21 protein-coding genes and 1 riboswitch are annotated in these 21,928 nt (G+C 46.1%); of the genes, 20 read left to right on the top strand and 1 reads right to left on the bottom strand.

Annotated features, from left to right (window positions below; translation table 11 throughout):
- Positions 1-2: 2 nt before the first annotated feature.
- The 4 genes from BLP57_RS06210 (at position 3) to BLP57_RS06195 (ending at position 5,464) form a co-directional block, all read left to right on the top strand.
- Positions 3-989, top strand: coding sequence for a diaminopimelate dehydrogenase (locus BLP57_RS06210; protein WP_044961542.1), 987 nt, complete (start codon positions 3-5; stop codon positions 987-989).
- Between the two features lie 284 nt (positions 990-1,273).
- Entirely contained in the window at positions 1,274-2,764 is a 1,491-nt protein-coding gene (locus tag BLP57_RS06205; protein WP_242872560.1) for an N-acetylmuramoyl-L-alanine amidase family protein, read from the top strand.
- Positions 2,765-3,047: 283 nt separating this feature from the next.
- Positions 3,048-4,508 carry a C40 family peptidase gene (locus BLP57_RS06200; protein ID WP_092070151.1) on the top strand — a complete coding sequence of 487 codons (1,461 nt, stop codon included), beginning with the start codon at positions 3,048-3,050 and terminating at the stop codon, positions 4,506-4,508.
- 232 nt (positions 4,509-4,740) lie between these two features.
- Positions 4,741-4,910: riboswitch (cobalamin riboswitch) on the top strand.
- Positions 4,911-5,176: 266 nt separating this feature from the next.
- Positions 5,177-5,464, top strand: coding sequence for a cysteine-rich small domain-containing protein (locus tag BLP57_RS06195; RefSeq protein ID WP_173723397.1), 288 nt, complete (start codon positions 5,177-5,179; stop codon positions 5,462-5,464).
- Between the two features lie 107 nt (positions 5,465-5,571).
- Here the strand turns inward: BLP57_RS06195 and BLP57_RS06190 are convergent, their stop codons facing one another.
- On the bottom strand, positions 5,572-6,288 hold the full coding sequence (locus BLP57_RS06190) for a phosphatase (protein WP_092070148.1): 717 nt from the start codon (positions 6,286-6,288) through the stop codon (positions 5,572-5,574).
- 353 nt (positions 6,289-6,641) lie between these two features.
- Between BLP57_RS06190 and BLP57_RS06185 the strand changes: the two genes are divergently transcribed.
- The 16 genes from BLP57_RS06185 to BLP57_RS06110 all read left to right on the top strand — a co-directional run bounded on the left by BLP57_RS06185 (position 6,642) and on the right by BLP57_RS06110 (position 21,906).
- Positions 6,642-9,167: a glycyl radical protein gene (locus tag BLP57_RS06185; protein WP_092070145.1), complete on the top strand. Its 2,526-nt coding sequence runs from the start codon at positions 6,642-6,644 to the stop codon at positions 9,165-9,167.
- Positions 9,168-9,178: 11 nt separating this feature from the next.
- On the top strand, positions 9,179-9,970 hold the full coding sequence (locus BLP57_RS06180) for a glycyl-radical enzyme activating protein (RefSeq protein WP_059086811.1): 792 nt from the start codon (positions 9,179-9,181) through the stop codon (positions 9,968-9,970).
- A gap of 186 nt (positions 9,971-10,156) precedes the next feature.
- Positions 10,157-11,044, top strand: coding sequence for a class II aldolase/adducin family protein (locus tag BLP57_RS06175; RefSeq protein ID WP_059086812.1), 888 nt, complete (start codon positions 10,157-10,159; stop codon positions 11,042-11,044).
- Positions 11,045-11,077: 33 nt separating this feature from the next.
- Positions 11,078-12,466, top strand: a complete 1,389-nt coding sequence (locus tag BLP57_RS06170; RefSeq protein ID WP_092070142.1) for an aldehyde dehydrogenase family protein — start codon at positions 11,078-11,080, stop codon at positions 12,464-12,466.
- Positions 12,467-12,484: 18 nt separating this feature from the next.
- Positions 12,485-13,717 (top strand): zinc-binding dehydrogenase, encoded by a 1,233-nt coding sequence (locus BLP57_RS06165; protein WP_059086814.1) that lies wholly within the window; start codon positions 12,485-12,487, stop codon positions 13,715-13,717.
- Between the two features lie 24 nt (positions 13,718-13,741).
- Positions 13,742-14,056 carry a BMC domain-containing protein gene (locus tag BLP57_RS06160; RefSeq protein ID WP_015525953.1) on the top strand — a complete coding sequence of 105 codons (315 nt, stop codon included), beginning with the start codon at positions 13,742-13,744 and terminating at the stop codon, positions 14,054-14,056.
- 84 nt (positions 14,057-14,140) lie between these two features.
- Positions 14,141-14,416, top strand: coding sequence for a propanediol utilization microcompartment protein PduA (gene pduA / locus BLP57_RS06155; RefSeq protein ID WP_015525952.1), 276 nt, complete (start codon positions 14,141-14,143; stop codon positions 14,414-14,416).
- Positions 14,417-14,460: 44 nt separating this feature from the next.
- Positions 14,461-14,802 (top strand): BMC domain-containing protein, encoded by a 342-nt coding sequence (locus BLP57_RS06150; protein WP_015525951.1) that lies wholly within the window; start codon positions 14,461-14,463, stop codon positions 14,800-14,802.
- 72 nt (positions 14,803-14,874) lie between these two features.
- Entirely contained in the window at positions 14,875-15,153 is a 279-nt protein-coding gene (locus BLP57_RS06145; protein WP_005427721.1) for a BMC domain-containing protein, read from the top strand.
- Positions 15,154-15,294: 141 nt separating this feature from the next.
- Positions 15,295-15,906 carry a phosphate propanoyltransferase gene (locus BLP57_RS06140; RefSeq protein WP_370816971.1) on the top strand — a complete coding sequence of 204 codons (612 nt, stop codon included), beginning with the start codon at positions 15,295-15,297 and terminating at the stop codon, positions 15,904-15,906.
- A gap of 68 nt (positions 15,907-15,974) precedes the next feature.
- The gene (locus tag BLP57_RS06135; protein WP_015525950.1) at positions 15,975-16,241 is read left to right on the top strand and encodes a EutN/CcmL family microcompartment protein; all 267 of its coding nucleotides are present in this window, start codon (positions 15,975-15,977) and stop codon (positions 16,239-16,241) included.
- Positions 16,242-16,245: 4 nt separating this feature from the next.
- Positions 16,246-17,574, top strand: a complete 1,329-nt coding sequence (locus BLP57_RS06130; RefSeq protein WP_015525949.1) for a 4Fe-4S dicluster domain-containing protein — start codon at positions 16,246-16,248, stop codon at positions 17,572-17,574.
- A gap of 16 nt (positions 17,575-17,590) precedes the next feature.
- Positions 17,591-18,139, top strand: coding sequence for a BMC domain-containing protein (locus tag BLP57_RS06125; RefSeq protein WP_015525948.1), 549 nt, complete (start codon positions 17,591-17,593; stop codon positions 18,137-18,139).
- Positions 18,140-18,211: 72 nt separating this feature from the next.
- Positions 18,212-18,976 carry a DeoR/GlpR family DNA-binding transcription regulator gene (locus tag BLP57_RS06120; RefSeq protein WP_092070138.1) on the top strand — a complete coding sequence of 255 codons (765 nt, stop codon included), beginning with the start codon at positions 18,212-18,214 and terminating at the stop codon, positions 18,974-18,976.
- 136 nt (positions 18,977-19,112) lie between these two features.
- Positions 19,113-20,264, top strand: coding sequence for a 1-propanol dehydrogenase PduQ (locus tag BLP57_RS06115; protein WP_015525945.1), 1,152 nt, complete (start codon positions 19,113-19,115; stop codon positions 20,262-20,264).
- Positions 20,265-20,679: 415 nt separating this feature from the next.
- On the top strand, positions 20,680-21,906 hold the full coding sequence (locus tag BLP57_RS06110) for a cob(I)yrinic acid a,c-diamide adenosyltransferase (RefSeq protein ID WP_092070135.1): 1,227 nt from the start codon (positions 20,680-20,682) through the stop codon (positions 21,904-21,906).
- Positions 21,907-21,928 lie beyond the last annotated feature (22 nt).

Here is a 21,928-nt window from a genome sequence, read left to right as displayed (position 1 = left end):
TTATGAGTATAAGAATTGGTATTTTAGGTTACGGAAACCTGGGACGCGGCGTGGAGTGCGCCATCAAGCATAATCCGGATACAGAGCTGGTTGCAGTATTTACCAGACGTGATCCAGAGACTGTAAAGATCCTTACAGAGACCGCAAAGGTTTATTCTGTAAAAGATGCGGAGAAGCTGAAGGATGAGATCGATGTCCTGATCATCTGTGGAGGAAGTGCTACAGATCTTCCTGTTCAGACACCGGAGTATGTAAAATATTTCAATGTTGTGGACAGCTTTGATACACATAAGAAAATCCCGGAGCATTTTGCAAATGTTGATAAGGCAGCAGCAGAGAGTGGACATGTAGGAATCATTTCCGTAGGCTGGGATCCAGGAATGTTTTCTCTGAACCGTATGTATGCAAATGCGATCCTTACAAATGGAAACGACTACACATTCTGGGGCAAGGGTGTCAGCCAGGGACATTCTGATGCAGTCCGCCGCATCAAAGGCGTAAAGGATGCAAAGCAGTACACCATTCCGGTAGAAGCTGCACTTGAGGCAGTAAGAAACGGAGAAAATCCGGAGCTTACCACACGCCAGAAACATACAAGAGAATGCTTCGTAGTTGCTGAGGAAGGTGCTGATCTTGCACGCATCGAGGAAGAGATCAAGACCATGCCGAACTACTTTGACGAGTATGATACAACGGTACATTTCATTTCCCAGGAAGAGCTGAATCGTGACCACAGCGGTATCCCACACGGCGGTTTTGTGATCCGCAGCGGAAAAACAGGCTGGAACAATGAGAACAGCCATGTGATCGAGTACAGCCTGAAGCTGGATTCCAATCCTGAGTTCACATCTTCTGTGATCGTTGCCTATGCAAGAGCTGCATATCGCATGAACCAGGAAGGACAGAAGGGCTGCAAGACCGTATTTGATGTTGCACCTGCATATTTAAGTGCCCTTGACGGAGCAGAGCTTCGCAAAAAATTCCTGTAAGGATCTGTAACAGACCTGTAACAGACAGGAGCAAAACTGCATAAAGGATCATATCCCCGGAGCATCGGTGAATATTTCTGATGTTTCGGGGCTTTTTTCTGCATAAAATCAACATTGGTAATACCTGGATGATGTTTTTTCTGAAAGAAAAGGAAAGAGTTGACGGACCGTAAAGAATGTTATATAATATGGACGTAAAATTGTAACAAAATTGTAATGTTTACGATCAGCCGGACTTAAGAAATAGTAAATATCAATGATCTATCTATCAAAGGAAGGTATGTATGCGAAAATTAAGCAGAAAATGGAAACTCTGGGGACTTTTTTTTGTTCTGATGTTCTTTGCAGCCGGAGCAACTGTACATACAACGGCAACAGATGTACAGGCTGCGACCAAAAAAGGTTTTAAGACAGAAAAAGGAAAGTCCTATTATTATCAGAACGGCCAGAAGGTAAAAGGCTGGCTTACACTGAACGGCAGGAAATACTATTTTAATAAATCCACAGGCGTACAGGTGAAGGGCTGGACCAAGGATGGCAAGGGCAAACGATATTTTTATAATGCCAACGGTATCAAGGGTTATATGGCTACAGGCTGGATTACAGACAGCAAGAAAAATACCCGTTATTTTAACCCCACCAGCGGATATATGACAACGAAATGGGCCACGATCAGCAATAAGAAATATTATTTCTACAGCGGCAGTGGTGCTGCAGCCAGAAGTGTATTCCTTACAGACAAGCAGAATGTGACCAGATATTTTACCAGCAAATGCTTTATGGCAAAGGGCTGGGCAACGAATAAGAAACAGCAGAAGCGTTATTTTGATTCAAATACGGGAGCTATGTATAAGGGCTTCAAGAAGATCGGCAGCGATACCTATTATTTTTACAGCAAGAGCGGCGTGATGGCTACCGGTTGGGTCACAAATTCCAAAAAAGGATATAAATATTATTTCGATCCGTCAACCGGTGTCATGGCTACGGGAACGAAGACGATCGATGGCAAGAAGTATACATTTGGCAGCAATGGTGTCCTGGATACCAACCCAAGCACTACTACAGCGACAAGCTCCAGGACTATCAAGAATTTCCTTGCCAATGCATTACTTCCGGTAGGAAAGACTCTTTACGTATGGGGCGGCGGCCACAACTGGTCGGATGCGACCAGAAAGGGCATTAGTCCAAAATGGAAACAGTGGTATGACAGCAATTCCAGCTCCTATAATTACAGATATTATATGGATCTCAGTGAAGCTACAGAACAGAAGGGCCTTGACTGCTCCGGCTTTGTAGGATGGTCTGTATATCAGATCATGCAGAGCAGATCCGGTGGACCTATGTACACGGACGTTTCCGGAAATCTTGGATCTTTGTATTCCGGCAAGGGAATGGGTACCGTTGTTTCCCAGTCTCAGCTGGCAAGCTCAAACTGGAAGCTTTATCCGGGAGATATCGGATACAACAGCGGACATACTTGGATCGTTCTCGGACAATGTTCCGATAAGAGTGTTGTGATCCTCCACTGTACACCGAATGCCGGCGTACAGATTTCCGGAACACCGACACCAAGCGGAACTTACGGAAGCCAGGCGATCAAGCTGGCAGAAACTTATATGTCTAGGTATCCTGGAGCCAGCAAATATGACTATCATGAATCCAGTGGTAACTATATCCGAAACGGTGCATACTTCAGATGGAACAGAAGCACTCTTTCCGATCCCAACGGATATCTGAACAAGACAGCCAATCAGATCCTTGCAGATCTTTTCTGATCAGGATATGCTGAAAGAAATTTGTATGTAACAAATAGCAATAAGAAACGTGAGAGGAGAACCTGAGATAACCCGGGTTCTCCTTTTTTAATGTCAAAATCATTAATAAATATTACAAAGTTTTAAACTAATTAATAGAAAATCCTTGCAATCCAAATAACACTGTGTTAATATATAAAAAGATTGAAACAAGATATTGCAAAAGTATTACAAAGAAAACCAACGAAGCGGATGGTCAGATCCGCTGTATTAAATTAGAATCAGATTGCGAGGGTGAACAGTCATGAAGAAAAGGATATTATGTCTGACACTGGCGCTCATCATCAGCGGAGCACAAGTAGTCAGCGTAAGCGCAACAAGAGAAGATGAGGCAGCACTTCAGCAGGAGATGGATGCGACCAACGAACAGCTGAATGCGACTTATTCCAGATTGGATGAGCTTTCCTCACAGAAGTCACAGATTGAAGGCGAGATTTCAACTCTTGATGCCAATCTTGTAAACGTGATGGTTTCGATCCAGACACTGGAGGGAGATATCTCCAATAAGGAAGCCGACATTGCATCTACACAGACCAACCTTGAGAAGGCCAAAAATGCCAAGCAGAAACAGTATGAGGCAATGAAGAAACGTATCCAGTATCTCTATGAGAAGGGTGGAGACGATGCATGGTTCCAGATGATGCTGAATGCAGAGAACCTGTCTGACCTTCTTACAAGAGCAGAGTACACACAGAAGACTTATGAGCAGGACCGTAAGAGTCTTGAAAAATATTCCAATACGATCCAGCAGGTGGCAAACCTGGAGGCACAGTACACACAGGAGAAGGCAGAACTGGAGGGAATGAAGCAGGAATATGAGGCAGAGTCCCAGAACCTGCAGGCACAGCTGGATGAGAAGCGTGCCACATCCGCAGATTATGATAATGAGATCGCCTACGCACAGCAGCAGGCTACAGATTATGCAAACCTTCTTGCAGAGCAGACTGCAGAGCTTCAGAGATTAGAGGCTGAGCGTATTGCAGCAGAGGAAGAGGCAAGACGTCAGGCCGAGGCTGAAGCAGCAGCGAGAGCACAGGCTGAGGCAGAAGAGGAAGCAAGACGTCAGGCAGAGCAGGAAGCACAGCAGGATGAGGCGGACGAGAGCGAAGACGTACAGCACGATGAGGACGGCGACGTGATCGAGAATGCAGATGAGGATACTGCAGAAGATGACACCGAGGCTGTGGATGAAGATGCAGACAATGGTGAGAATGATGATGCGTCCGAGGATACTGAGAATACAGAGGATAATGCAGACGCAGATTACGATAACAGCACAGACGCATCTGAAGAAAGTGCAGAGGACACATCTAATGCAGAGGATACATCTTCAGACAGTGACAGTTCTTCTTACAGTAGCGGTTCCGGATCTTCTGTTGTGAATTATGCTACACAGTTTGTGGGGAATCCTTATGTATGGGGCGGAACAAGCCTTACCAATGGTGCAGACTGCTCCGGATTTGTACAGAGTGTCTATGCGAACTTCGGAGTCAGCCTTCCGAGAACCTCCTATGAGCAGCAGAATGCAGGTACAGAAGTATCCTACGCAGATGCACAGCCGGGAGATCTGATCTGCTATGGCGGACACGTGGCTATTTACATGGGTAATGGCCAGATCGTTCATGCATCGAACTCTCAGGACGGGATCAAGATCAGCAATGATGCTACATACAGAACAATTGTATCTGTAAGACGTCTTGTATAATAAAAACGTACAACAGAAAATAAAAATACAGCAGCCCGACAGCAGTTTGTCGGGCTGTTTTTAACGTCGGAAAAAATACTGAAAAACCTATGGAACGGAGTGAACAGCAACAAAATATGCTCAAAAATGTATAAATATTGAAAACAGTATTGACATATAATTAACAGGATGTTATTATAATGTCAGTATAATTCCATATTGAACATAGCAAGTGCTGAGGATAGCTGACAGTTATATATTGATTATCAGAAGTCCACAGAAAAGGGAATCAGGTGTGAAACCTGAGCGATCCGGTCACTGTAACGGAGGAGCGAATCTCATAGTCCATTGTACGTATGTATGAGAAGGAGAGAGGAGCCATGATCCCGGAGCCAGGAAACCTGCTTGTTATGGCGAGGTTAAACTTCCGTGTAAAGTGTAACAACCATTTCAGGGACTCCGCACCCCTGGGACGTTGTCTACTTTTTTACGAGAGTAGGCATTTTTTTATGGAATGCGCCTGTTCATATGAATTATACATGATTAAATGGCAGGCGATACTACTCCGGATACATTCGTTCCCTCCGCGCACTCATGAACGGATTATATTTCTACCCCGGGGTGGCATCGCTACCTCTTTTTATAGGAAAAAATTATGTGTGGTTATGTCAGGAGAGGAGAAAAGAGCCATGGAGAAACCATACTGGGAAGGCAAAGAATACTCTTACTTCAGCCACAAAAACTGTGAGTATTTTCCGTGCCATAAAGGAGCAGATCCGGAGAACTTCAATTGTCTGTTCTGCTATTGCCCTTTATATGCACTGGGAGATAAATGTGGTGGTAATTTCCGCTTTACGGAAAGCGGGATCAAAGACTGCACCGAATGCAAGCTTCCTCATAGAAGAGAAAATTTTGGATATGTTACAGGTAAATATAGCGAGCTTGCGGAAATTGTACGGAAGCAGCGGGAAAAATAAAAAACAGGCCAGTTCAGATACAGGAAAATGTATATTCCTGTGTTTGAACTGGCCTGTTTTGTTTGGGGTGGACAATATCTGTTATCTGTCGGAAAAGATACAGAAGATCATTCTCTGGTTTGGAGAAAAACCTTAAGTCTGGGAATCTGGTTGTTGAGGATCAGCTGTTCCGGAAACATGGCCTGATGAACAAACTCAGCAGCACAGGTAAAATCTCCGATATGCTCCGGGCCATGGCTGTCACTGGAAAGAAGCAGCGGCAGATCATATTTGCGGCAGCATCGAAGGATCTCGAAACAGTTTTCTCTTGTGTCGCCACGATAGCCATAAGGTGCAAGAGAAGCTTCGTTGATCTCAAAGATCGTGCCGGTTTCCCTGGCAGCCCTTGCAAGCGCATCATAATTAACCGGGTAATGAGTGTTATCACTATGTCCGAGGATCTTTACACAGGGGTTTTTCATTACATTGATAAAAGCTTCTGTGTTTTCGGCTCTGGTACCGCAACGGTAATTCCAGGCATGCATGCTGGCAATGGCGTAATCGAGTTTACATAATAATTCCTGACCTAAATCTACCGTTCCGCTGCGGTCAAGGATATTCAGTTCAATTCCGTAGAGTAATTCTACACCGAAATGTTTTTTGGGAGAATAGGTAAGGCTGCGGAAATAGGAGGAAGTTCCGGCTGCCAGAGTGCCGGGACCGTGATCAGTGATCCCGAGAAGCCGGAGACCTTTCTCGGCAGCTGCGCGTGCCATGTTGGTGATGGTACATTCCGTGCCGTGACCACTGGCGATGGAGTGGGTATGCATATCAGAAAGATACATAAAAATACACCTCTTTTACTGTTTGAGAACATGTGACAGAGTGGAATACGAATGTCCGCTTTGCATAAATTTTTCTGAAAAACAAAGGAATTCCTATATAAATCCAAGTATGGCAGAGCAGAAAAACAAAGTCAATAGAGAAAAACATAAAAATACAAAAAACAAATAAAATCAACAGGGCGCAACCGATAAAAACCACAAAAACAGCTAGAAACACATGTTGGATTTCGTTGACATCGAAGTAGGGGTAAGGTATAATAAAACTACATGAGCACATAGCCGGACAGGAGCGGTTCTGGAAGCGTAGAGGCAGACAGATCACCAGAAACAACCGGTTGTGAGAAAGGAGAATCATGGAGAAATTTCATATAGCAGATGTTCCGAAAACAGACAGGATCACACATCTTGTAGATAATCTTTATGCAAAGATGCCGGTAATCGAATCTGCCAGAGCAAAACTGATCACAGAGTCTTACAAAGCAACAGAAGACGAGCCGATCATCACCCGCAGAGCCAAGGCATTTGCCCACATCCTGCACAACATTCCGATCATCATCCGTGATGAGGAGCTGATCGTCGGAAGTAGCACTTTGGCGCCGAGAGGATGTCAGACGTTTCCGGAGTATTCTTTCCAGTGGCTGGAAGATGAGCTGGATACAGTGGCTACCAGAACAGCCGATCCATTTTATATTGCGGAGGAAACCAAGGCGGAGCTCCGTGAGGTACATAAATACTGGAAAGGCAAGACTACCAGTGAGCTTGCAACCTCTTATATGGCACCGGAAGCGATTCTTGCCATTGACCACAATATTTTTACACCTGGAAACTATTTCTACAATGGTGTAGGACATGTAACCGTTAAATATGAAGAAGTTCTGGCGATCGGTTATGAAGGGATCATTGCCAAAGCTCAGAAGGAACTGGATGAGTGTAATGTAGGAGATGGTGATTACGCAAAGAAATCCCGTTTCCTGGAAGCAGTTATCATGAGCTGTCAGGCAGTTATTGACTATGCACATCGCTATGCCGAGCTCGCAGAGCAGATGGCATATCAGTGTCAGGATCCGACCAGAAAACAGGAACTCCTTCAGATCGCATCCAATTGTACACGCGTACCGGCGAAGGGCGCCCGTAACTTCTATGAGGCGTGCCAGTCCTTCTGGTTTGTACAGCAGCTGATCCAGATGGAAAGCAGCGGACATTCTATTTCTCCGGGACGTTTTGACCAGTATATGTATCCATATTACAAGAGTGATATGGAAGCAGGCAATCTTACCAGAGAATTTGCACAGGAACTGATGGACTGCATATGGGTAAAATTAAACGACCTGAATAAATGCCGTGATGCTGCATCTGCAGAAGGCTTTGCAGGCTACAGCCTTTTCCAGAACCTGATTGCAGGCGGTCAGAACAAGGATGGCGAGGATGTGACCAATGATCTCTCCTTTATGTGCATCCAGGCGTCTATGCATGTGCACCTTCCGGCACCGTCTCTTTCTGTAAGAGTATGGAACGGATCACCACATGAATTCCTGATCAAGGCTGCAGAGCTTACAAGAACAGGAATCGGACTTCCGGCTTATTACAATGATGAGGTTATCATTCCTGCACTGCAGAACCGCGGCCTTTCTCTTGCAGATGCCAGAGAATATAACATCATCGGCTGTGTAGAACCGCAGAAGGCAGGTAAGACAGAGGGTTGGCATGACGCTGCATTCTTTAACATGTGCCGTCCGCTGGAGATGGTTTTCTCTAATGGTATGGACAAAGGGGTACAGATCAGTGTCCAGACCGGCGATGTCACAGAGATGAAGAGCTTCGATGAGTTCTATGATGCATATAAGAAACAGATGGAATATTTCATTTCCCTGCTTGTAAATGCTGATAATGCCATTGATGTGGCACATGCGGAGAGATGTCCGCTTCCATTCCTTTCCTGTATGGTGGATGACTGCCTGAAACGAGGCAAATCCGTTCAGGAAGGCGGAGCTGTTTATAACTTTACAGGTCCTCAGGGATTTGGTATTGCAAACATGGCAGATTCTCTGTATGCGATCCGCAAGCTTGTATATGAAGAAAAGAAGATGACCATGGAAGAGCTGAAGGAGGCTCTGGCATGGAACTACGGCAAGGGTATCGATGCACAGTCTGCAGCAGATATCACCACCATTGTTATGCAGAAGCTTCAGGAGAATGGCATCCGCGTAAATGAGCAGACCGCAACAGCTGTTATGACAGCAGCTCTCGGAACAGAGCCATCTCCGGAGAAGAAAGCAAGATTCGAAGAGATCCACAAGATGATCGAGGAGGTTCCGAAGTTTGGAAACGATATCCCGGATGTGGATTATTTTGCAAGAGATGTGGCTTATACTTACACCAAGCCGCTTCAGAAATATATGAACCCGAGAGGCGGACATTATCAGGCAGGACTTTATCCTGTATCTGCAAACGTTCCTCTTGGCGGACAGACCGGTGCAACACCGGATGGCCGTTACGCACATACTCCGGTAGCAGATGGTGTTTCCCCGTCAGCCGGCAAGGATGTGAAGGGACCGACAGCTGCGGCAACTTCTGTATCCCGCCTGGATCATTTTATCGTATCTAACGGAACACTGTTTAATCAGAAATTCCATCCGTCAGCACTTGCAGGAAGAGAAGGACTGGAGAAATTCGTAGCACTGATCCGCGGATACTTTGATCAGAAGGGTATGCATATGCAGTTTAACGTTGTTGACAGAGAAACACTTCTGGATGCACAGAAGCATCCGGAGAAGTACAAACATCTGGTTGTACGTGTTGCAGGCTACAGCGCATTGTTCACTACACTTTCCAGATCTCTGCAGGACGATATCATCAGACGTACTGAGCAGGGTTTCTAAAGGAGTAACGAATGGACTATTTGGATACAAAGGGCAGGATCTTTGATGTTCAGAAATATTCAGTACACGATGGACCGGGTATCCGTACCATCGTGTTCCTGAAGGGCTGCGTTCTTCGCTGCCGCTGGTGCTGTAATCCGGAATCACAGGAATACCGGATCCAGAACATGAAGGTTCTGGGAGAAGATAAAGTGATCGGTCGCGACGTGACAGTTCGTGAGATGATCGAAGAGGTGGAAAAGGACCGTGCCTATTATTATCGTTCCGGAGGCGGGATCACCCTTTCCGGAGGGGAATGTATGTGTCAGGCGGACTTTTCCAGAGATCTTCTTCGCGCAGCAAAGGAGAGAGGAATCAACACAGCAGTGGAAAGCATGGCCTGTGCCCCATGGGAAAAGATCGAACAGGTACTTCCCTATCTGGATGTATATCTGATGGATATCAAGCATATGGATCAGGAAAAACATAAAGAATTCACAGGACGGGCCAACGGACTGATGCTGGAGAATGCAAGAAGGGTTGCGCTCTACGGAAAAACCAGATTGGTGATCCGCGTTCCGGTGATCCCCACATTTAATGATTCTGTGGAAGAGATCCAGGCGATCGCAAGATTTGCAGCATCCCTTCCGGGCGTAAACAAGATCCATCTTCTTCCGTACCACAGACTGGGGCAGGATAAATATGAAGGACTTGGCAGACCCTATTTAATGGAAGGAATCCTTCCGCCTACAGCAGAACATATGCAGATGTTAAAGAATGCAGTGCATGCGGTATGCAGCCTGGACTGCCAGATCGGCGGCTGAGAGATACAGGATTACAGAAAAAAGATCCTTTACAAACAGAAAATATAAAAAACAATAAAAACAACACAAAATACAACAAGAAACCAACATAAAACAACGGATTGTCCTTGACTTATTTTGTGGTATGGGGTAAAATGTTCTCAGAAACAAAATAGTGCAATCCAATGCTCAAGGAGGAAATTAAGCATGGTAAACGAGTTTGAAATCAAAAAACAGCTTTGTGACATCGGTAAGAGAATCTACAACCGTAACATGGTTGCAGCTAACGACGGAAACTTTTCTGTTAAGATAGCTGAGAATGAATATCTTTGCACACCAACTGGTGTATCCAAAGGATTCATGACACCAGAGTTCATCTGTAAAGTAGATGGTAAAGGTAATGTAATCCAGGCTAACCCGGGATTCAAACCATCATCTGAGATCAAGATGCACATGAGAGTATATGAGAAGAGACCGGACGTAGGATCTGTTGTACATGCTCATCCGATCTATGCAACATCTTTCGCAATCGCAGGTATTCCGCTTACACAGCCGATCATGCCGGAGGCAGTTATCGCTCTTGGATGCGTTCCGATCGCTGAGTATGGTACACCTTCCACAATGGAGATTCCGGACAACCTTGAGAAATACCTTCCATACTTTGATGCAGTACTTCTTGAGAACCACGGAGCACTTACATGGAGCACAGACCTTAACGCTGCATACATGAAGATGGAGTCTGTAGAGTTCTACGCACAGCTTCTGTATCAGACCAAGCTCCTTGGCGGACCGAAGGAATTCGACAAAGAGAACATCGAGAAACTCTATGCGATCCGTCGTAAATTTGGTATGCCTGGTAAACATCCGGCAAGCCTCTGCCTGAACAAAGACGGCAAGAACTGCCACAACTGCGGTGGTGCATGCCACAGTGAGGACTACAAACAGTTCCCGGGATATCAGTATGATTTCGTTGGAAAAGACTGCGGAACAAGCGCTGCTGATCCTCAGGGTGAGGCTCCGGCTGCTGCAAACAACGATGCAGAGCTTGTTGCTCAGATCACAAAACAGGTTATGGCTCAGCTTGGCCTGAAATAATCTTTTGACGGAATAATTAAGGAGGACAATCTCATGCCAATAAGTGAGAATATGGTACAGGAAATTGTACAGGAAGTTATGGCAAAGATGCAGATTGCAGATGCTCCGGCCGGAAAACATGGCGTTTTCAAGGATATGAATGATGCTATCGAAGCAGCCAAGAAGGCTCAGCTGGTAGTTAAGACAATGTCTATGGACCAGAGAGAAAAGATCATCACCTGCATCCGCAAGAAGATCAAAGAGAATGCGGAAGTACTGGCACGTATGGGTGTTGAGGAAACTGGTATGGGTAATGTGGGAGATAAGATCCTGAAGCATCACCTGGTAGCAGACAAGACACCTGGAACAGAAGACATCACAACAACTGCATGGTCCGGAGACAGAGGACTTACTCTGATCGAGATGGGACCATTTGGCGTGATCGGTGCGATCACACCTTGTACAAACCCAAGTGAAACAGTTCTCTGCAACACAATGGGTATGCTGGCAGGAGGAAATACAGTAGTATTCAATCCGCATCCGGCAGCAGTTAAAACTTCTATTTACGCAATCAATCTTTTAAATGAGGCTTCCCTGGAATCAGGCGGCCCGGATAATATCGCTGTCACAGTTGAGAAACCAACTCTTGAGACAAGCAATATCATGATGAAACATAAAGATATCCATCTGATCGCAGCAACAGGAGGCCCTGGTGTTGTAACAGCGGTTCTTTCCTCCGGTAAGAGAGGCATCGGTGCAGGAGCAGGTAACCCGCCGGCACTGGTTGATGATACTGCTGATATCCGTAAGGCAGCTCAGGATATCGTAAACGGATGTACCTTCGATAACAACCTTCCATGTATCGCAGAGAAGGAAGTTGTTGCAGTATCTTCCGTAGTTGATGAGTTAATGCACTACATGCTTACAGAGAATGACTGCTACCTTGCATCCAAGGAAGAGCAGGACAAACTTGTTGAGACTGTACTTGCAGGCGGCAAGCTGAACCGTAAATGTGTAGGACGTGATGCGAAGACCCTTCTTTCCATGATCGGAGTTCAGGCACCGGCCAATACCCGCTGCATCATCTTCGAGGGACCGAAGGAACATCCGCTTATCACAACAGAGCTTATGATGCCAATCCTCGGAATCGTAAGAGCAAAGGATTTCGACGATGCTGTAGAGCAGGCTGTATGGCTTGAGCATGGCAACCGTCATTCCGCACATATTCATTCCAAGAATATCGATAACATTACAAAATATGCGAAAGCAATCGATACTGCGATCCTTGTAAAGAACGGCCCGTCCTATTCCGCACTTGGATTCGGAGGAGAAGGTTTCTGTACATTTACCATCGCAAGCCGTACAGGTGAGGGACTTACAAGCGCGAGCACATTCACAAAGAGAAGACGCTGCGTAATGACAGACAGCCTTTGCATTCGTTGATCAGGAGGAACATAAATCATGGATATGAACAATGTAAATATCGAAGAAATCGTTAAACAGGTTCTCTCCGGCATGACAGGAAACGCTCCGGCAGCAGCTGCTGCACCAAGCGCTCCGGCTGCTCCGGCAGGAAACACAATTCCGAAAAAAGCAAGAGTAGCAATGATGACAGAGAAGAAACATTTTGAGCTTCAGGAGTATGATCTTCCGGAAGTTGGCGACGACGACATCCTTGTTAAAGTTGAGGGATGCGGTGTCTGTGGAACAGATGCTCATGAGTACAAAAATGACCCGTTCGGTCTTATCCCGGTAGTTCTCGGACATGAGGGAACCGGTGAGATCGTAAAAATGGGTAAAAACGTTAAAGTTGATACAGCTGGTAAACCGGTTAAAGTCGGCGACAAGATCGTTACATGTATGATCTTCAAAGATGATCCGGAAATCACAATGTTCGACCTTAACAAGAAGAACGTAGGCGGCGCTGATGTATACGGACTTCTTCCAGATGACGATGTAAAATTCAACGGATGGTTCGCTGATTACATCTTCATCAGAGGCGGAAAATTCGGTTCCACATTCTTCAATGTAAGCGACCTGGATCTTGATTCCCGTATCCTCATCGAGCCATGTGCAGTACTTGTACATGCAGTAGAGAGAGCAAAAACAACAGGAATCCTGAAATTCAACAGCAGAGTTGTTGTTCAGGGCTGCGGACCGATCGGTCTGATCTGCATCGCTGTTCTCCATACAATGGGCGTTCACAATATCTGTGCAGTAGACGGAAATGAGAAACGTCTTGAGTTTGCCAAGAGAATGGGCGCAAACACAACTGTAAACTTTATGAATTTCAAAGGCATTGAGGCACTTACTGAGGCTGTTAAAGAGGCTCAGGGCGGACATCTTGCAGATTTCGCTTTCCAGTGTACTGGAAATCCTCATGCACATTCCAACATTTATAAATTCATCCGCAACGGCGGCGGTCTTTGCGAGCTTGGTTTCTTCATCAACGGTGGAGACGCAACCATTAACCCGCACTTCGACCTCTGCTCCAAAGAGATCAACCTTGTTGGTTCCTGGGTATACAACCTGAGAGACTATGCAACAACATTTGATTTCCTTAAGAGAGCAAAAGCAATCGGACTTCCGATGTCTGAGCTGATCACACACAAGTTCCCGCTTGAGGAGATCAACGAGGCACTTGAGACAAACCTGGCAATGACAGGTCTTAAGATCGCGATTGTTAATAAATAACCTTAACGGGAAAGGAGAAGCAACATGGCAGAAGCTGTAGGAATTCTGGAGGTCTTCGGACTTGCGACAGCCTTTGTGGCAGCTGACGCCGGGTGCAAGGCTGCAAATGTCCACCTGGAGGTATTCGATAAGAATAAACCGGCGAATGCGGACAGCCTGCCAGTACCGCTTCTTGTCTGCATCAAGTACCGCGGAAGCGTGTCAGATGTCACGGCAGCGGTAGAAGCCGGCATGAAAGTTGCAGAGAGCATGACAGGCGTGGTACAGCATTACATAATCCCCAACCCGGAACCAGGTACACAGAAAATGCTGAAAATCAGCGCCCTGGATAAAGATTAAGAGGATTCCGAAGTTCACTTTACAAAAGTGGCGGAATCATATATGATAAAATGTAACGAAGATAAGATTCAGGAGGATAGAATCATGGCACAGGAAGCATTAGGAATGGTTGAGACAAGAGGCCTCACAGCTGCAATCGAGGCAGCAGATGCAATGACAAAAGCAGCAGAGGTTGCACTTGTAGGAACAGAGAAGATCGGTTCCGGTCTTGTAACTGTTATGGTTCGTGGAGACGTAGGCGCTGTAAAAGCAGCAGTAGAGAGCGGAAGCGCAGCAGCATCCAGACTTGGAGAGCTCGTAGCTACACACGTAATCCCGAGACCTCATACAGACGTAGAGAAAATTCTTCCGAAGCTCTGATTTCAGGCTTTGAGAGGAACAGAAATTAATTAAGGAGTTCGCTCATGGGAAAATCATATGGATTTATAGAAATCACTGGTGTTGTAGCGGCGATCAATGCCCTGGACATCATGTGCAAAACGGCAGACGTTGAGCTGGCGTCATGGGAGCGTAAGCTGGGCGGACGACTGGTGACCCTGATCGTACAAGGCGATGTATCAGCAGTTACAGCAGCTGTCAATGCAGCAGTGGAGCAGGCAATCAAAAAACCTGCCAGCTATGCGGTAATTGCCAATCCTCACGAGGAAATCGTCAAACTGGTTGAGCTGAGTGCAAGCCGGTGGAAAAAGAAACAACAAGAAGATCCGGAAGAAGCACTGGAAAGCAAAAACAGCAGCAAAAAATAAGCTGCTGCACCAAAATAGTCAGAAGTAAACAGAACAAATAAAGCATTTATAATCCACAAGGAGGATATGATCATGACACAGGAAGCATTAGGAATGGTTGAGACAAGAGGACTTACAGCAGCTATCGAGGCAGCTGACCAGATGTGTAAAGCAGCTAACGTTGCTCTGGTAGGAACAGAGAAGATCGGTTCCGGTCTTGTAACAGTTATGGTTCGTGGAGACGTAGGAGCAGTTAAATCTGCAGTAGAGAGCGGAAGCGCAGCAGCATCCAGACTTGGAGAGCTTGTAGCTACACACGTAATTCCGAGACCTCATACAGACGTTGAGAAAATCCTTCCGGTTCTTAAATAATCCAACTGATTAGTTCCAAGATGCACCGGCCCAAGGGCCATTAAGGGTTCGGGCCGGTGCGTTTTGAGTTAATTTCAGTTATGAAACCGAAAGAAAGCAGGTGTACTCTTGGAAACGAATAATATTGAAATGATCACAAAAATGGTGATCGATGCGATCAACAAAAACGAAGACAAGGGCAATGGTTTTGTTGTACCTATCGGAGTTTCTGCAAGACATATTCACCTGACACAGGAGCATGTGGAGGCACTGTTCGGAGAAGGCTATCAGCTTACCAAGAAAAAAGATCTGATGGGCGGACAGTTTGCATCCAACGAAACAGTTACCATCGTAGGACTGAAGCTCCGTGCGATCGAGAATGTAAGAATCCTCGGACCTGTCCGCAGTAAATCACAGGTTGAGGTTTCAGCAACAGATGCGATCAAGCTGGGAATGAAGGTTCCGGTACGTATGTCCGGTGATCTTGCAGGAAGTGCACCGATCGCCATCGTTGGACCAAAAGGTGCCATTTATCTGAAAGAGGGATGTATTGTGGCTATGCGTCACATTCACATGGCTCCGAAAGATGCCCAGGCTGCGGGTGTACATGATGGCGATATTGTTTCCGTAAAAGCTGACAATGAGCGCGGAACGATCTTTAATCAGGTTAAGATCCGTGTAGATGACAGCTTTACATTGGAAATGCATATTGATACAGATGAAGCAAATGCAGCAAGAATTGCCACAGGCAATACAGTTACCATAATCAAATAATATTCCTCCTTTTGGGATGCCTGAAAACGGCATCCCAAAAGGAGGATATAGAGAAAACGGAGGCTCATATGATCGTAGGCAAAGTAGTTGGAAGTATTGTTTCCACACGAAAAAGTGAAAAACTCATAGGAAATAAATTCATGATCGTGGAGCCGGTGCATCATATGAAAGCCGAGCACAGCCAGATTGTCGCTATTGATATCATCGGTGCGGGAATCGGCGAATATGTATTGGTGGCACAAGGAAGCGCAGCAAGAATTGGCTGCGGCGTAGAAACAGCACCGGTAGATGCCGCCATCGTCGGTATCGTAGACGACGGTGCAGGATTGGAGTAACGCCATGGATATCAAAGAATTACAGAAAATTATGCAGGAGAATGGTGTTGTCGGAGCAGGTGGAGCAGGTTTCCCTACATACATGAAACTGACAGACAAAGCGGATACCATTCTTATGAACTGTGCAGAGTGCGAACCATTACTGAAACTTCACAGACAGTTGTTGGAGAAGCACGCATACGAGATCATGAAAACATTCGATATGGTTGCGGAGACGGTAGGAGCTTCACAGGCCATTATCGGAATCAAAAAATCTTATGTACAGACGATCAATGCTTTAAATCAGCATATTGAAGAATTCCCGAGGGTTAAGATCCATCTTCTGGATGAGGTTTATCCGATGGGTGATGAGGTTGTTCTTATTTATGAGGCAACCGGACGTGTGGTACGGCCCGGAGGACTGCCGATCGAGCAGGGAGTAGCCGTATTTAATGTAGAGACTCTATACAATGTATACCGCGCGGTAGAAGAACATAAACCGGTCACATGTAAATATGTTTCCGTTGTTGCTGAGGTTGAGAACCCTGTTACAGTGAAAGTTCCACTGGGATGTACACTGGAAGAGGTTGTTGCCCAGGCAGGCGGTACAACTGTAAAGGATCCTGTATATTTCGTTGGCGGCCCGATGATGGGACGTATCGGAAATGGTTCAGACCCGGTTACAAAAACAACGAATGCAATCCTGGTTCTTCCAAAGGACCATGTTATTGTCATGAAGAAGCAGCGGACTTCTTCTATAGATCTGAAGAGAGCAGCATCGATTTGCTGCCACTGCCATACATGTACAGATCTTTGCCCGAGACATAATCTGGGACACCCGATCGATCCGGCAATGTTCATGATGGCAGCATCTAATCAGGATTTCAGAAATGTAAATCCTTATATCAATTCTGCATTCTGCAGCTCCTGTGGTGTCTGCGAGATGTATGCGTGTCCGCAGAGCCTGGCTCCGAGAACACTGCTTGCAGATATGAAGGGCGGACTTCGTAAGGCAGGGATCAGACCACCTCAGGGTGTTCAGCCGAAGCCGGTTCAGGAGTCCAGAGAATACCGCAAGGTTCCTGAGGAGCGTCTGATGGCACGTCTGGGACTTACCAAATATGACAAGGATGCACCGCTTCAGGAAGAACTTGTAAACGTATCGAAGGTAAAGGTTCTCTTAAGCCAGCATATCGGTGCACCGGCACAGGCAATCGTAAATGTAGGCGATATGGTAACAGAAGGCCAGATGATCGCACAGCCTGCACAGGGATTAAGTGTCGGAATCCATGCAACCATCAGCGGTAAGGTTACAGAAGTGACAGACCGCCATGTTGTAATTGCAAGAAATTAGAAAGGACGTGCACAAAATGAGTAGAGCAATCGGAATGATTGAGTTTAAAACCACACCAGCTGGTATCACTGCAGCAGATGCCATGGTTAAGACATCTGAAGTAGAGATCGTGGAGGCGCAGACAGTATGTCCGGGAAAATATATTGCAATTATCACCGGAGATTTAAGCGCAGTAAAAGCTGCTGTAGACACAGCTGTAACAACATACGAGGACAAATGTATTGACAGTTTTGTACTGGGCAATCCACATGAGTCCATTTTCCCGGCAATCTACGGAACCACACAGGTCGAGGAGATCAGTGCCCTGGGAATTCTTGAGACCTATGATGCAGCATCTATCATCGAGGCGGCAGATCAGGCAGCTAAGACAGCTATCGTTGATCTGATCGAGCTTCGTATCGCCAAGGGTATGTGCGGTAAATCATACATGCTTCTTACCGGCGAGGTTTCTGCAGTGGAGGCTTCTATCGAAAGAGCAAAAGAGCTGGTAGCTGAAAAAGGAATGTACATGGATTCCTCAGTGATCGCTCATCCGGACAAGAGAATGATCGATACGATCCTTTAATATTGTCTTTATATCTGAGGGATATCCTTTTGAAGGGTATCCCTGCAATGACATCTGAAAAGGAGGCATCTTATGCTAGCATTAGAGAGAAGAAATCTGATTCTCGAGAAATTACAGGAAGAGAAAAGGGTTGTTGTAAGTGAACTAAGCCAGCTTTACAGTGTCTCAGAAGAAACCATCCGCCGTGATCTGGACAAGCTGGAAAAAGAGGGACTTGCCACAAAGAGTTATGGCGGTGCGGTGATCAACGAAGATGTCGGTATTGATTTACCATTTAATGTTCGTAAAAACCAGAATGTACAGGGAAAGCAGAAAATGGCGGAGATTGCTGCTTCCATGGTGAATGACGGAGATCACATTTTTCTGGATGCCAGCACAACGGCAGTTTTTGTGGCCAAGGCGCTGAAAGAAAAAGAACGTCTCACCGTTGTTACCAATTCTATGGAGATCCTTCTGGAGCTCTCGGATGTATCCGGCTGGAATATTATTTCCACCGGTGGAGTGATGAAGGAAGGGTATCTTGCATTTCTTGGTGCCAGAACCGAAGAAGTGATCCGTTCTTATTATGTGGACAAGGTGATCTTTTCCTGTAAGGCATTAAACGAGGATATGGGGATCATGGAATCCAAAGAAGCCTTTGGAACAACCAAAAAAGCCATGATCAATTCCGGAAAAATGCGTATTCTGGTGGTAGACAGCACAAAATTTGATCAGACTGCTTTTTCCGTGGCAGGACAGCTGCGGGATATCGAGACGGTCATCACAGACAAAAAACCGTCTGAAAAGTGGCTGAAGCATTTCAGCGCGCATAAGATCGAATGCATCTACCCGAAATAGGTTGGACATATATCGGAAAACGATTGTGTTCATGAGCATGCAGTGTATGCGGAATGCGGAGATCCGCTTTACTTTATCCGGCCACAGGCAGACAAAAGAGACCTGTGTTCCGGTATGACGAGAGGGAGCAGTTTCTATGAATACATTTGAAATGAAAACAGCCATCCATTTTGGAGCTGATGCCCTGGGAAGACTGAGAGATATTCCATACAAAAGAGTCCTTGTTATCACAGACCCGTTTGTTGTAAAAAGCGGAATGATCGATATGATCACAAAACCGCTTCAGGCAGGTGGAAAAGAATTTGATATTTTCTGTGATGTTGTTCCGGATGCACCGGTTGGAAAAATTGCCGAAGGAGTCAAAAAATTCCTTCAGTATCAGCCGGAAGCTATTGTTGCAGTAGGTGGTGGTTCTGCCATCGACTCCTCCAAGGCAATCCGTGAGTTTGCCCTGAAGATCAACAATTACGGAAAAGTCGGACTGGTTGCCATTCCTACAACAAGTGGTACCGGTTCCGAGGTTACTTCTTTTGCAGTTGTAAATGATACAGAAGCACATGTGAAGTATCCGCTGATCTCAGACAGCCTGACCGCCGATGAGGCAATTCTGGATGCGGAGCTTGTACGTAGTGTTCCGCCTGCGATTACAGCAGATACAGGTATGGATGTTCTGACTCATGCAATTGAGTCTTATGTCAGCATCAACCATAATGAGTTTACATCTGCACTTGCAGAGAAAGCAATCGAGATCTGTGGCGTATATCTTTATCGTGCATATGTTGACGGTAATGATATGCATGCAAGACAGAAGATGCATGTAGCGTCCTGTCTGGCAGGACTTTCCTTCAATGCAGCAGGTCTTGGAATTACTCACAGTATGGCTCATCAGCTGGGTGCTATTTTCCATATTCCTCACGGAAGAGCTAATGCGATGCTGTTGCCGCATATTGTTGAATATAATGCAAATATCAACAAACGCAGCAGAAGCCAGAAAGAATATCTTCCGGCAGTAAAGAGATATTCCAATATTGCACATCTTCTTGGACTGAGCAATTATAACGAAGTTATGAGCGTAAGATCTCTTGTAAACTGGATTCAGTTTATGCAGAAAGAGATGAATATCCCGCTTACCATCGAAGAGATGAAGACGATCACACCGGATGCTTATTTTGCGGCGGTTGATAAGATGGCGGATATGGCACTTGCGGATGCCTGCACAGCGGCAAATCCGCGTGTACCGAAGAAAGAGGATATTATTAAGATTTATACTAAACTTTGGTCTTTTTGATAAAAGATGAAAATCGCAAAGGGGCCGCAAAGCCGCGGCCCCTCTGCACACCCCTCGGGCTTTTTTTAGAGTGCTTGACTGTGGCGGGCGGAAGGGTATTGACTTGTGCCTGTATGCTGCGGTTGTTCCGGGTTGAATGTTGTGCCGATGGGGCGCTGTGGCGCCTTGAATGTGTGACGTTTTGGCGGAGGCTGGCGCGTTTGTGAACGCCGCGCTTGGTTTGCTGGGATGGTTGTGGTGTGTGTTACGTTTGCGTGGAATACGTGGACGCGTTTGTGGACACTGCGCCTGGTTTGCCGGGATGGTTGTGGTGTGTGTTTACGTATGTGTGGTATGCGTAGCATTTCGAGGATTGTAAAATTGGTCTGATATGGGTGGGATTATTTATCAGGAGTTGCTGGGAGGTTGAGCTGGGATGGAGGTTTATACCGGGTATGGTGATAAGGGGATGACGGATCTTTCCCATACGAAGAATGTTTCAAAGTCGGATGATCGGATTTGTCTGATGGGGTCAGTTGAGGAGCTGATGAGTCATATTGGGCTTGTGCGGGTTCTGGTTGATGATGTGGATGTTGTCCGGATGCTGGAGAAGATCTCGGAGACTTTGAAGAAGATCATAGATGGGGTTTCTGATCCTTATAATCGGGAGTTTAAGGTCAGTGAAGACCGGACGGAGCTTCTGGAGGAGGAGATTGGCCGGATGAAAGAGATTTTTTCCGGAGAGAGACTTCCGATTCTTCCGGGGGATTCCCGAGTTGCGGCTGAGATCGATGTGACAAGAGCTGTGGCGCGGAGGGCTGAGAGAGAGCTTGCGCTGGTCAGTGTGAAGTTTGGATCGGATACCGGAGCCAAGAAATATATGAACCGTCTGTCAGATTATTTTTATGTGCTGGCAAGGTATGTGGATGTTGCGAAGATCGAAGAGACGAAGACAGATATTTCTGAAAGTGTTCAGAAATCTGTGAAAGCAGAAATTGCTGGGATTGAAGCTAATGTTGGGGTAGAGGCTGTAGGAACTGTTGGAAGTAGTGCGGATGTTGCAGTGGGTACATCGGCGGTGGATGTAAGAGCACAGGATTCGCAGATGGTGCGGAAAAGGGATGTACAGGCTTTTGATGTGCAGAATGGGACTGTGACGACAGCAGCGGGAGGAAATACGGCAATGGCACAGAATGACAGTATAGCAGCAAACACGGCGATGATCCAGGAAGTGCTGAAGCGTATGGGTATCCAGGGTCGTATCACATTGGATTCTGCCAAGAGGCTTATTGAGAAGATCGAGCAGGAAGCTTTGAGAAGAAACAAGCCTTCCGTAATTGCGATATGCAGCCCGGATGGAAATCCGGTTGCGGTTCATGTGATGGATGGATCTTTTCTTGTAAGCTTTGAGGTGGCTTTGAAGAAGGCCTATACATCGGTTGCAGTGAAGATGTCCACCATGGAGCTTTCCAGATTGACACAACCGGGCCAGACATTTTATGGTCTTGGAAAAATGAGTGATAATATTGTGATATTCGGAGGCGGTGTACCCCTGAAGGTTGGAGACACCATCATCGGCGGTCTCGGTATCAGCGGCGGTACCGGCGAAGAGGATAACAGCCTTGCAGAGTATGGACTGCAGGTACTGAATGAGGTACTGTAGGATAAAAACAAAACGTATAGAC

This window comes from Blautia sp. SF-50, assembly GCF_900101315.1.
Taxonomy (GTDB): Bacteria; Bacillota; Clostridia; order Lachnospirales; family Lachnospiraceae; genus Blautia_A; species Blautia_A fusiformis.
Note: the sequence above shows the minus strand (reverse complement) of the source record. Positions and strands in the feature narration are given on the sequence as shown.